The 11,750-nt window shown below is 67.3% G+C and carries 10 protein-coding genes; 2 read left to right on the forward strand and 8 right to left on the reverse strand.

What is annotated here, in order from left to right; genetic code table 11:
* Window positions 1-27: 27 nt before the first annotated feature.
* The 6 genes from AC1ROY_RS29520 to AC1ROY_RS29545 form a co-directional block, all read right to left on the reverse strand.
* Entirely contained in the window at window positions 28-723 is a 696-nt protein-coding gene (locus tag AC1ROY_RS29520) for an SCO family protein (RefSeq protein WP_493152519.1), read from the reverse strand.
* A 65-nt stretch (window positions 724-788) separates the two neighbouring features.
* Window positions 789-1,841 (reverse strand): ribonucleotide-diphosphate reductase subunit beta, encoded by a 1,053-nt coding sequence (locus AC1ROY_RS29525; protein ID WP_493152520.1) that lies wholly within the window; start codon window positions 1,839-1,841, stop codon window positions 789-791.
* Window positions 1,842-1,986: 145 nt separating this feature from the next.
* Window positions 1,987-3,837: a ribonucleoside-diphosphate reductase subunit alpha gene (locus AC1ROY_RS29530; RefSeq protein ID WP_493152521.1), complete on the reverse strand. Its 1,851-nt coding sequence runs from the start codon at window positions 3,835-3,837 to the stop codon at window positions 1,987-1,989.
* Between the two features lie 338 nt (window positions 3,838-4,175).
* A complete protein-coding gene (locus tag AC1ROY_RS29535; RefSeq protein ID WP_493152522.1) occupies window positions 4,176-5,468 on the reverse strand; it encodes an ArgE/DapE family deacylase in 1,293 nt (430 codons plus the stop codon).
* A 106-nt stretch (window positions 5,469-5,574) separates the two neighbouring features.
* On the reverse strand, window positions 5,575-7,248 hold the full coding sequence (locus tag AC1ROY_RS29540; protein WP_493152523.1) for a glucosyltransferase domain-containing protein: 1,674 nt from the start codon (window positions 7,246-7,248) through the stop codon (window positions 5,575-5,577).
* Between the two features lie 21 nt (window positions 7,249-7,269).
* The gene (locus AC1ROY_RS29545) at window positions 7,270-7,950 is read right to left on the reverse strand and encodes a hypothetical protein (protein WP_493152524.1); all 681 of its coding nucleotides are present in this window, start codon (window positions 7,948-7,950) and stop codon (window positions 7,270-7,272) included.
* A 103-nt stretch (window positions 7,951-8,053) separates the two neighbouring features.
* Here AC1ROY_RS29545 and AC1ROY_RS29550 point away from each other — a divergent pair, with 103 nt between their 5' ends.
* Window positions 8,054-8,950: a LysR family transcriptional regulator gene (locus tag AC1ROY_RS29550; protein ID WP_493152525.1), complete on the forward strand. Its 897-nt coding sequence runs from the start codon at window positions 8,054-8,056 to the stop codon at window positions 8,948-8,950.
* 5 nt (window positions 8,951-8,955) lie between these two features.
* Here the strand turns inward: AC1ROY_RS29550 and AC1ROY_RS29555 are convergent, their stop codons facing one another.
* Window positions 8,956-9,246: a hypothetical protein gene (locus AC1ROY_RS29555; protein ID WP_493152526.1), complete on the reverse strand. Its 291-nt coding sequence runs from the start codon at window positions 9,244-9,246 to the stop codon at window positions 8,956-8,958.
* A 35-nt stretch (window positions 9,247-9,281) separates the two neighbouring features.
* Window positions 9,282-10,025, reverse strand: coding sequence for a sulfite exporter TauE/SafE family protein (locus AC1ROY_RS29560; protein WP_493152527.1), 744 nt, complete (start codon window positions 10,023-10,025; stop codon window positions 9,282-9,284).
* An 88-nt stretch (window positions 10,026-10,113) separates the two neighbouring features.
* Here AC1ROY_RS29560 and AC1ROY_RS29565 point away from each other — a divergent pair, with 88 nt between their 5' ends.
* Complete coding sequence (locus AC1ROY_RS29565; RefSeq protein WP_493152528.1) at window positions 10,114-11,736, forward strand: thiamine pyrophosphate-binding protein; 1,623 nt, start codon at window positions 10,114-10,116, stop codon at window positions 11,734-11,736.
* Window positions 11,737-11,750: the final 14 nt, after the last annotated feature.

The following is an 11,750-nucleotide window of genomic DNA, read 5'->3' on the forward strand; positions in this document are numbered from 1 at the left end:
CGCCGAATTGAAGCGCTTCGCCAAGACTCACGAGCCGGTGCGTGCCGCCGCACGCATCTGGCCCTCGACCGCCGCGGCGATCTGTTCCGGCGTCATTTCCGGCCGAAAGAGCGAGCGGACCCGCCCGTCGGGCCCGACCAGGTAGATGAAGCTGGAATGATCCATCAGGTAGTCGGTCATGTCCGGCCGCTGGACCCGAGCATAATAGACCCGATAGCGCCGCGCCACCGCCGCGATCTGCTCGGGCGTGCCGGTCAGCCCCTGCAGGCGCGGATGGAAGCGGGAGACGTAGTCGGCCAGGGCCGCCGGCGTGTCGCGCTGGGGGTCGATGGTGATGAGCAGCGGCGTCACCGACTCGCCGGCCGGGCCCAGCACGTCGAGCGCCGAGGCCATGGTGCCGAGCTCGGTCGGGCAGACGTCGGGGCAATAGGTGAAGCCGAAATAGACGAGCAGCCAGCGGCCGGCATAGTCGCGGTCGGTGACCGCCTTGCCCGTCTGGTCCACCAGCTCGAAGGGCCCGCCGAGCGAGACGCCGCCCGGCAGCTGCATGCCGCCTCCGCCCGCCGACGGCACCGCCATGTCCTGGCCGAAGACGCCGGCCAGGCGGGCCGCGAAGGCCTCGCCCAGCGTCTCGTCCGGGCCCTTGGTGACCCAGGCATAGCCCCAGATTCCCGCGACCAGCGCGAGAAGGAGCAGGGCGGAGAAGCGGATGACACGAAGCATGGCGGGACGGGCTTACGCCTCCCCGGTCAGCGCATCAATGCCGCCGGCCTTAATGTCGCCCCCTCTCAGTGACGCCCGTCGAGCTCGATCGCGCCCTCGGGCTGCGGCGAGGTGAAGACGTCGCCCGCAAAGGCCTCCTCCCACGAACCCTCGGTCGAAGCCTTGGAGTATTCCGTCGAGCGGTTCTCGAAGAAATTCGTGTGCTCGATGGCGTTCAGCATCTCGTCGAGCCAGGGCAGGGGGTTCTTCTCGATGTGGTAGAGCGGCTCGAGCCCCAGCTGCTGCAGGCGGCGGTCGGCGATGAAGCGGATGTACAGCTTGGTCTCCGCCGCGCTGAGACCCGTCACTGGCCCCATGGCGAAGGCGAGGTCGATGAAGGCGTCCTCGTGGTCCACGATGGTCGCGCAGATCAGATAGAGGTCGCGGCGCAGCTCCTCGTTCCAGATCTCCGGATTCTCCTGCACGAAGGTGCGGAAGAGGCGGATGCAGGACAGGCAGTGCAGCGTCTCGTCGCGCACCGACCAGGTCACGATCTGGCCCATGCCCTTCATCTTGTTGTGGCGCGGGAAGTTCATGAGGATCGCGAAGGAGGCGAAGAGCTGCAGGCCCTCGGTGAAGGCGCCGAATGCGGCCAGCGTCTTGGCGATCTCGGTCTTGTTCTCGACCGAGAAGTTCTGCATGTAGTCGTACTTCTCCTTCATCTCCTTGTATTTGAGGAAGGCGGAGTACTCGAGCTCTGGCATGCCGATGGTGTCGAGGAGATGGCTGTAGGCCGCGATGTGGATCGTCTCGATGTTCGAGAAGGCCGACAGCATCATGAGCACCTCCGTCGGCTTGAACACCTGGGAGTAGTGCTTCATGTAGCAGTTGTTCACCTCGACGTCCGCCTGGGTGAAGAAGCGGAAGATCTGCGTGACAAGGTTCTTCTCGCCGTCGGTGAGGTTTTTCTGCCAGTCCTTGACGTCGTCGGCCATCGGAACCTCTTCCGGCAGCCAGTGGACGCGCTGCTGCATCAGCCAGGCGTCGTAGGCCCAGGGATAGCGGAAGGGCTTGTAGACCGGGTTGGCGGTCAGCAGGTCGAACTTGATGGGGAGCTCGTCGATGGTGCCGTCGGCCATGGGGGGTGCCTTAGGTTTTGATGGTTAAGGCCATGGGCTCCGCCCCTGGACCCCGGCAGGAAACTGAGTTTCCTGCACCTTCCATCTGTAAAAAGGGTCCAGGGCCAAAAGCCCTGGTGGGGGAGTGTGAGGGGGCAAAGCCCCCTCACTGGCAGGCGAGGCATTCCTCGTAATTTGTCGAAACCGGCGCCGCCGGCGCCAGCAGCTGCAGCGCCAGCTGCTCGTCCGTGAACCCGAGTCGCGGCTGCACCGCCACCTTCTCGCTGATCGTGTCGGCCCGCGCCATCGACAGCGACCGGCAATAGTACAGGCTCTTCATGCCCTTCTTCCACGCGGTCATGTGGATCTGGTGCAGGTCGCGCTTGTGGACGTTCGCCGGCAGGAAGACGTTCACCGACTGCGACTGGCAGATATAGGGCGTGCGGTCCGCCGCATGCTCGATCACCCAGCGCTGGTCCAGCTCGAAGGCGGTCTTGAAGGTGGCCTTCTCCTGGTCGTCCAGGAAGTCGAGGTGCTGCACCGAGCCCTTGGTGACGGTGATGGAGGTCCAGGTGTCGTCGTCGTCGCGCCCGTGCTTGGCCAGCACCGCCTTCAGGTACGGGTTGCGCACGATGTAGGAGCCGGAGAGCGTCTTGTGGTTGTAGACGTTCGCCGCGATCGGCTCGATGCCGGGCGAGGCGCCGCCGCAGATGATGGAGATCGAGGCTGTCGGCGCGATCGCCATCTTGTTGGAGAAGCGCTCCAGGAAGCCGTACTCGGCGGCATCCGGGCAGGGGCCCCGCTCCTCGGCGAGCAGCCGCGAGGCGGCGTCGGCCTGCTCGCGGATGTGGCGAAACATCTTCTTGTTCCAGACCTTGGCGATGACGCTCTCGAAGGGAACGTTCAGGCCCTGGAGGAACGAATGAAAGCCCATCACGCCGAGGCCGACAGAGCGCTCGCGCATCGCCGAGTAGCGCGCGCGGGACATGCTGTCGGGCGCGGTGTCGATGAAGTTCTGGAGCACGTTGTCCAGGAACCGCATGACGTCGGTGATGAAGAGCGGGTCGTCCTTCCACTGCATCCAGGTCTCGAGGTTGAGCGAGGAGAGGCAGCACACGGCGGTGCGCTGCTCGCCATGCTGGTCGAGGCCGGTGGGCAGGGTGATCTCGCTGCACAGATTGGAGGTCTTCACCTCGAGGCCCGCGAGCTTGTGGTGCTCCGGCCGCGCGTTGTTCACGTGGTCGGAGTAGATGATGTAGGGCTCGCCGGTCTCGATGCGGGCCGTCAGCAGCCGGATCCAGAGCGAGCGGGCCGAGAGGGTGCGCACGATGGCGCCGTCCTTGGGCGAGGTGAGCGCCCAGGTGTCGTCGGACTCGACGGCGCGCATGAAGGCGTCCGACACCAGGATGCCGTGGTGCAGGTTGAGCGCCTTGCGGTTCGGATCGCCGCCGGTGGGGCGGCGGATCTCGATGAACTCCTCGATCTCCGGATGGCTGATCGGCAGGTAGACCGCCGCCGAGCCCCGGCGCAGCGAGCCCTGGCTGATGGCGAGCGTCAGGCTGTCCATCACGCGGATGAAGGGCACGATGCCGGAGGTCTTGCCGTTCTGGCCGACCTTCTCGCCGAGGCTGCGCAGGTTGCCCCAATAGGAGCCGATGCCGCCGCCCTTGGAGGCGAGCCAGACATTCTCGTTCCAGAGGCCGACGATGGATTCGAGGCTGTCATTGGCCTCGTTCAGGAAGCAGCTGATCGGCAGCCCGCGCGTCGTACCCCCGTTCGACAGCACAGGCGTGGCCGGCATGAACCAGAGCTTGCTGATATAGTCGTAGAGCCGCTGCGAATGCGCGGCATCGTCGCCATAGGCCGAGGCCACCCGCGCGAAGAGATCCTGGTAGCTCTCTCCGGGCAGCAGGTAGCGGTCATCGAGCGTGGCGCGGCCGAAGTCGGTCAGCATGGAATCGCGGCTGCGATCCACCTGCACCTGGTGATGACCCTGAAGCTGAACTGCATCGAACACGGTCTTGAATCCCCTCAATCCCCCGGTCGTGAATCATGCCTCAGTCGATCCGGGTTATCAACAGCCTCCCCACATATGGGGATGAATGCCCTGGCTGCACACAAGATGGAGTGGTTTGCCCAATTTTCACGAAGGCTTAGGAACTCTGCCGTTGTTCCCGCTTCGTTCATATGAGGCCGAATCTGGGCGGGTGCAACCTGCTGTGTCATGGCAGCCACATGACAAGCGCGGAAGCGGAGATTTGCTTATCCCCAGGATCCACCGAATCCACAGAGGTGGGTCCAGGGAGCGATGAACACACATATCCACCCTCTGGCAGGTCGGGGGCGGAGCTCCCGTCACTCCAGTGCCTTAAGTCCGCACCAATCGGCGATGAAGGCGGCCATGGCGAGGGTGGTTGTCTTGAGATGTTCGAGATTGGTCCGTTCGTCGAAGGCGTGGGCGCCTTCTCCCTTCGGCCCGTAGCAGAGCGCCGGCATGTCGAAGTAGAGCCCGTAGAATCGGGTGTCGTTCACGGCGGTGGTGATTCGGGCCCCCATATCCTCGCCGAAGGCGGCGCGATGGGCTTCGGCGAGGACGGCCTCGGCCTCGGTGCCCGGCTCCAGCACGTAGCCGTCGGCCAGGAAGCCGTGCCACTGCACCTCGGGCGGGTTGTTGGCGAGGAAGTTGTCGGTCCGGGCCGCGGCGGCGACGGCCTTCTCCACGGCACGCTGCTGGGCGGCGACATCCTGGCCGGGGAGGAGGCCGATGCGGCAGTCCACCTCGCACCACGCCGGAGTCGAGCTGGCCCAGTCGCCGCCGCGGATGATGCCCGGGTTGAACTTGATGGGGTCCTGGATCCCCGAATACCACTTGTCGTCCTTCGCGGCCTTGTTGAGCTCCTTCGTATGCTCCTGCAGGGCCTGGATGAGGTGGTAGCCGCTCATGATGGCGTTGCTGCCCGACTGCGCCACGGCCACGTGCACGGGCACGCCGCGCACCTTGATGCGGAACCAGAGCGTGCCGGTATGGGCGCGGGTGATGGTGCCGCCGGTGGGCTCGGGGATGAGGCAGGCGTCGGCGCGGTAGCCGCGCAGCAGGGTCGCCAGCGCGCCGTTGCCGGTGCTCTCCTCCTCGGTGACGGTCTGCAGGAAGACATCGGCAGCGGGCGCGAAGCCGGCGGCGCGCAGCGCCTCCATGGCGAAGCACATGGCCGAGACGCCGGACTTCATGTCATGCGCGCCGCGGCCATACATCCAGCCGTCCTTCACCGTGCCGCCATAGGGCGGGTAGGTCCACATCTCGGCTGGGCCCTCGGGGACGACGTCGATATGGCCCTGGATGATCAGGCTGCGGCCAATGGGCGAGGCGCAGCGCTTCGAGGCCACCACCTGGAAGGAGCCGGCGGGGTCCACCTCCACCATCGGGCTGGCCTTGGGATGCTCGAGCCAGCGGACGTCGGCGATGGAGAAGCGGTCGACCGTGTAGCCGTAGCCGCGGCCGGCGAACCAGCGGTACATGTGGTCCTGCAGGGGCGCCTCGCGGCCGCGCAGCGAGGGGTGGCGGACGATGTCGGCCAGGAAGCGGACCTGCTCGTCGAAATTGGCCTCCACGGCGGCCGAGAGCTTCTGCAGCGTGGTCTTGTCAGGCATGGATCATTTGACCTCGGGCTTGAGGGGCGGCGGCGCCCGGAGAGGATAACGCGGCCGTCGAGGCCGCGCTGCCACACTGCGGCAATATGGATGCCGCGCAAATCCGCTATTGGGTCATGGTCGTCGAGGTCCAGCTCTGGGGCACCTCGAAGACGATCACGGCGATGCCGCCCTCCAGGAAGGTCACGCTGTCGGCCGCGGGCCAGGCGGCGTGCGTCTCGGCATAGGTCCGGGCGACGGCGATCTCCGCGGCGGTCGGATATCGGAAGGCCTGCTGGCCGGCATAGAAGTTCAGCAGCTCGGGCTGCCGGAAGAAGTGGAAGGCCGGGATCTGGTTGTTGGCGACCGGCATGCCCGGGGACAGGTCGCGCGGCCAGGATCGGGGCGTGAGACCGAAGACGACCAGGGCATGCGGCGAGGCCGAGGCGAAGCGGGGATCCCGCTCGAGGCGGTCGAGGGCGCGCGTCACGATCGCGAGCTCCTGCACGCGATCCAGATAGGAGTAATGCAGGATCCTGGCGTCGAGGACGACGAAGCGGGCGATCACCAGGGCGGACAGCAGGCAGGAGGCGCGCCTGAGCAGCAGGCCCGGAGCGAGCTTGACGAGGTGGATCAGGAGGAAGGCAAGAAGATAGCTGTAGGCCACATAAAATCGGAAAAACAGCCAATAACTGTTCTTCGATACGATGAAGGAGGCGTATATGTAGAGCGGGATCGTAACCATCATGAAGATAGAAATCAGATAGACATACAATTTAATCTTGATGTTATGGGAATTCTTCCATACGGTCCATGCGTAAAAACAAAAAAATATCCCAATGATCGCCGCTTGGATCCATTGCACCCAGATCGGAAATATATAAGACTCCAGAAAAATATGTTGGCCGAAATTCCGGTAGATCTCGGGAATTATCTTGATGATATCATCGAAATTATTCGTATACAGTCGAAGGGCCGTGGACGCATTGGGCCAGAAATAAAACAAGGCCTTGAACTGAACATAGTACAAGACAATTCCGGCAACGAATGTCAGGGCCAGGGCCAATGGCGGGACGATCAGCTCGCGGAGCGTCGGCTGCCGGTCGTGCGGCTGGGCGAACCAGGTGAGGGTGAAGATCGCCACGATCACCGCGAGGATGGAGATCTTCGGCTGGTAGGTCGCAAGCGCGAAGGAGACGAGGCAGGCGGCCGCCAGCAGGCTGGACCAGTGCCGGTTCCGGATCGCCAGCCCGAAGGCCAGAAGAATGAACGAATCGCCCAGGACGAAGACCAGATGATCGCCGACATAGCTGTAATAATCGAGAATATAAGGATGGATGCTGATGATCGTCGCGCCAATCACGATCTGCGCCCTGGATGTCGGACGCAGGAGGGTGGCGAAGTAGATCCCGTTGCAGATCTGGAGTACTGTGGCCAGGCTCTGGTGAAGCAGCGGAATGCCGCTTCCGCCCTGCAGATGGTAGATGAACTCCGCGATCCAGCGGCCTTCCCAGATCCGATGTCCCGGCCAGGGCTGCATCAGGATCAGCGGCAAGGTATGATTGTTGAAAATATACTCGACGAAAAGATAGCCATGCGCCAGGAAATTGATGATCAGGACAATGACGAAAGTCGCCGAATGCAGTCGGGCGAATGCGATACCCTTGTGAAATGCTGCCCTGATTTCGTTTTCGACTGAGACTGCCAGCGACATTCGACCGATTCCAGGAACGGCTGCCAGAAATAGCCGCAACGTCCTGGCGCTGACAATCCGAGCCGGGTGGGCGAGGCCGTCTGCCACGGGCGCAGCCCGCAGATGGCCTCAGGCGAAGCTTGGAACCGGGGCGAACCGGCGCTGGCGCCACAGCCCGAGGCCTTCGGCCACCGGCTCCTGGCGCGGCTTCTGCGCCGCCGCCCGGGCGATCAGCACCTTGGCGCCCAGCAGGCGCGAGCCTTCTGGGCCGGTGAGCAGCACCGCCGGACCACCGTCCATGCCGTGCTCCAGGAGCAGCCCGCGGCCGCGGGCGACCGCCGCCGCGGCCGCCGCGACCAGCACCGGATTCGCCGCGGCCAGCAGATCCGCCGCGTTGCGCAGCCCGATCTCGCGCAGGATCGTCTCAACCACCATCGTGTCGCCGGTGTCGCGGCCATTCACGAATCGGGCGATCTGCAGGGCCTGCAGCGCGGCGACCTGCCGGTCGGGCCGGGTGCGGGCCACGGCGATCGCGGCCAGCGTCGCGGGCCAGGCGTCGAGATTCGCGGAGCCGCCGTTGAGCAGGGCCTGATAGGCGCGGGTGAAGGGCTGTCCGGTGTGCTGCGCCACCAGCCGGTCCGTGCCCCAGATGAGCTCGGCGAAGTCCGGCTCGATCGGCCGCGCCTCCTCCGGCAGGCCGATGGGCAGCAGCTCGATGCCGAAGCCGTCCTCTCCCATCCGGTCCAGGACCGGAGAGGCGCCGTAGCACCAGCCGCAAAGCGGATCGAAAATGAAAGTGGCGATGGTCATGCGGGTTCCTATTGGGACAATCGCATCTGCACCCCCCGGAAGATACTGCCACGGCATTGAAACAGTGTAAGCTAAAAGCGAACAATCGATTCCAGGGGTCGCCATGTCGGGGAGCGCCACGCAGCTCAATCGCCTGTCCTATTTCGTGGCCGTGGTGGACGCCCGGTCCTTCACGGCGGCCGCGGCGCGGCTCGGCGTCTCCAAGGCCGTGGTGAGCCAGCAGGTGGCGCGGCTGGAGGCGTCGCTCGGGATCACGCTGATCGCGCGCACCACCCGCCGGACAGAGCCAACCGTCGCCGGCCTCGCCTTCCACGCGCGCTGCGTCGAGATCCTGCGCCAGGCCGAGGAGGCCGTGGCGGAGCTCGGCGAGACCACGCGCGAGCCCAGCGGCACGCTGCGCCTGACCGCGACCTTCGCCTATGGCACCGCGGTGCTGGCGCCGCTGGTGGGCGCATTCCGGCAGCGCTACCCGGCCGTGTCGCTGGAGGTCGTGCTGTCCGACACGAAGCTGGACCTCATCGAGCAGCGGATCGACCTCGCCATCCGGATGGGGCCGGTGGGCGGCCCGGGGCACGTGGCGCGCAGCCTCGGCACCTTCGACCACCTGATCGTTGCGGCGCCCTCGGTGGCGCAGGCCGCTGGCGACACGCCCGAGTCGGTGACGGCGCTGCCCTGGGTGGCGAACATGGCGCTGCCGACGCCGCTGCACTGGCTGCTGCGGCACACCGACGGCACGACCTGCACGATCGAGCCCAAGGCAGCGATCTCGATGAACTCGACGCTGGCGGTGCATGGCGGGGTGCTGGCCGGCGCCGGCGCCTCGGTGCTGCCGGACTACCTGGTGAAGGGCGACATCGCGGCCGGGCGGCTCGTGTGGCTGCTGCCGGACTGGGGCCTGCCGGCAGGAGCGGCGCATGCGGTCTTCCCGCCGGGGCGCTACCGCCCGGCGCCGGCGCGCGCCTTCGTGGACATGCTCGTGGCGTCGCGCCGGGGGGGATGAGGACCTCAAGCCGCCCGGCGCGCGTCTGGCTCGGCGAGGGCGTCCAGCAATCCGCGCGCGCAGGCCGCCTGTTCCAGCGAGGCGGCCTCGGCCTGGGCGACGAGCTCCGGCAGCCGGGCGATGCTCCCTTCGGCGAGCTCGGCCGAGGCCTCGCGCAGGAGGGCGCCGACATGCCGGATGGAATCGGCGAGCCGCAGGACCAGCTCCGCCATCCTGTCCGGCGGCGCCTGCGGCGGCGGCGGACGGGCCGCGACCAGCGCGGCGAAGAGCGCGGCATCGGGGGAGGGCTCTGGCATCCCGGGAGGGTCGGGCCGGAAGTCTTTCGATTCCGTTAAAGCAGCAGCGAGATCCCGGAGAGGAACAGCAGCCCCACCAGCACCAGTCGGAAGCCCTGTGCGGGAATGATGTGGAAGGCCTTGAGGCCGAGCCAGGTGCCCAGCATCAGCGCGGGCAGGCCGGTCAGCAGGGTCCAGCCGGTTTCGCGCGTGACGAATCCGCCGAGGGCCAGGCTGATCGCGGTGATGACCTGCATCACCGTCACGAAGGGCTGCAGCCGGGCGCGCGCCTCCTCCTTGGTCAGGCCTTGCAGGTCGACCCACATGGCCGGCAGCGCGCCGGAGAAGCCGCCGATCCCGCCCAGGATGCCTGAGAGGAAGCCGACCGCCTTGTCCACCCAGTGGTTCGGCGGGATGTGCCGCGGCTGGATGCGCAGCGCCATGCGCGCCAGCGCGTAGCCGCCATAGCCCGCAAGCAGCACCCCCACGATGATGCCGACCTGCCGCGGATCGGCGATGCCGAGGATCAGGAGGCCGATCGGCAGGCCCAGCACGCCGGCCAGGATCGGCGCCACCAGCGGCCGCCAGCGGACCGAGCGCAGCACCGTCGGCAGGCTGATCGACTGGACCACGAGGTTGCCCAGCACCAGCACCGGCGCCAGCACCTGGGGCGAGACGAAGTGGAGGAGGATTCCGGCCGCGATCAGGTTGAAGGCGAAGCCCGCGAGGCCGGCGCAGAAGGCGGCGACGAAGAGCCCCAAAGGGACGAAGATTGGCAGGATCAGGAGTTCGGCGGACATGGTTCTTCCCGTGAGCCGCATCCTCGCCTGAACTTGTATCTTATACAAGACTGCGTCACGCTCCCCCCAAAGGGAGCGACACCACATCATGCAGCACGAGATCCGCGGCGCCGACCTCCTCTGGGCCGCCCTGAAGCGCGGCGGCGTCACCCGCGTCTTCAGCCTCTCCGGCAACCACATCATGCCGGTCTACGACGCTGCCTTCGGCGAGGGCATCGAGATCGTCCACGTCAGGCACGAGGCCGCCGCCCTGCACATGGCCGACGCCTGGGCGCGCCTCACCGGCGAGGTCGGCGTGGCGCTGGTCACGGGCGGGCAGGGGCACACCAACGCCATCGCCGCCCTGCCGACCACGCTGGCCGGCGAGGTCCCGGTCCTGCTCCTCTCCGGCCATGCGCCGCTGAACGAGCTCGGCCTCGGCGCCTTCCAGGAGACGCCGCAGGTCGAGATGGCCGCGCCCCTCTGCAAGGCGGCCTGGCTGGCGTCCTCCACCGCCGGCCTCGCCGCCGACATCGCCAAAGCCTTCCGGATCGCCCGCGCCGGGCGGCCCGGCCCGGTCCACATCTCCCTGCCGACGGACGTGCTGGAGGCCAAGGCCGTGCCCGCGCTGCCGGAGGAGGCCGCGTATCGCCCGACCGGCATGCCGCTCTCCGGCGAGGCTGCCGCCGCCATCCTCGCTGCCATCGCCGGGGCGAAGCGGCCCTTCCTTGCCGCCGGCCCCGCGCTCAACACGCCCGACGGCCGCCGCGCCCGCGCCGCGCTGGAGGCCGCCATCGGCCTGCCCATCCCGCTGATGGAAAGCCCCCGAGGCCTCGGCGACCCCTCGCTCGGCGCCTTCGCGGACAGGCTGGCGGAGGCCGACCTGGTCGTGCTCCTCGGCAAGCAGCTCGACTTCACCCTCCGCTTCGGGCGTGCGCCGGCCGTGGATGCGAAAGCCCGCTGGATCGTGATCGACCCCGACCCGAAGCTGCAGGCCCGTGCCGCGCAGGTTCTCGGCCCGCGCATCGCCCTCTCGGCCCTGGCGGTGCCGCTGGAGGCCGTGGCCGCGCTCGCCGCCGCGGCCACGGCGCATCCGGAGGCCGGCTGGTCGGAATCCCTCGCCGAATCCATCGCCTACCGCCCCGCCGAATGGGGACCGCTGGCCGGCAAGCCGGGCGGGCCCATCCATCCCGCGACCCTCGGCGCCGCGCTGGCCTGCTTCGTCACGCCCGACACCGTCCTCGTCGCCGACGGCGGCGAGATCGGCCAGTGGATGCAGGCCACCCTCCGCGCGCCCGAGCGCGTGATGAACAGCATCGCCGGCTCGATCGGCGCGGGCATCCCCTTCGCCATCGGCGCCCGCGCCGCCCGCCCCGCCGGGCGCATCCTCGCCGTGATGGGCGACGGCACCTTCGGCTTCCACATGGCCGAGTTCGACACGGCCGTGCGCCACGAGCTGCCCTTCGTGCTCGTCGTCGGCAACGACGCGAAGTGGAACGCCGAATACCAGATCCAGAAGCGCGACTACGGCGCCAACCGCACCCATGGCTGCGAGCTCCTGCCGGGCACGCGCTATGACCAGGTGGTCCAGGCGCTCGGCGGGCACGGCGAGTTCGTGGAGCGCGCGGAAGACCTGCCAGGGGCGCTGGAACGCGCCTTCGCCAGCAACAGGCCGGCCTGCGTGAACGTCATCATCGACGGGAAGCCTGCGCCCAACCTTCGGAGGGCCTGATGCGAGAGGGCTCT

It is taken from the genome of Roseococcus sp. GW821-FHT12F05 (genome assembly GCF_058806835.1).

What these genes read in the sequence shown, in the direction of transcription:
- AC1ROY_RS29525 (WP_493152520.1), bottom strand. Translation starts at nt 1,841, where the DNA reads ATGGCCGACGGCACCATCGACGAGCTCCCCATCAAGTTCGACCTGCTG.
- AC1ROY_RS29565 (WP_493152528.1), top strand. Translation starts at nt 10,114, where the DNA reads ATGCAGCACGAGATCCGCGGCGCCGACCTCCTCTGGGCCGCCCTGAAG.
- AC1ROY_RS29550 (WP_493152525.1), top strand. Translation starts at nt 8,054, where the DNA reads ATGTCGGGGAGCGCCACGCAGCTCAATCGCCTGTCCTATTTCGTGGCC.
- AC1ROY_RS29535 (WP_493152522.1), bottom strand. Translation starts at nt 5,468, where the DNA reads ATGCCTGACAAGACCACGCTGCAGAAGCTCTCGGCCGCCGTGGAGGCC.
- AC1ROY_RS29520 (WP_493152519.1), bottom strand. Translation starts at nt 723, where the DNA reads ATGCTTCGTGTCATCCGCTTCTCCGCCCTGCTCCTTCTCGCGCTGGTC.
- AC1ROY_RS29545 (WP_493152524.1), bottom strand. Translation starts at nt 7,950, where the DNA reads ATGACCATCGCCACTTTCATTTTCGATCCGCTTTGCGGCTGGTGCTAC.
- AC1ROY_RS29560 (WP_493152527.1), bottom strand. Translation starts at nt 10,025, where the DNA reads ATGTCCGCCGAACTCCTGATCCTGCCAATCTTCGTCCCTTTGGGGCTC.
- AC1ROY_RS29555 (WP_493152526.1), bottom strand. Translation starts at nt 9,246, where the DNA reads ATGCCAGAGCCCTCCCCCGATGCCGCGCTCTTCGCCGCGCTGGTCGCG.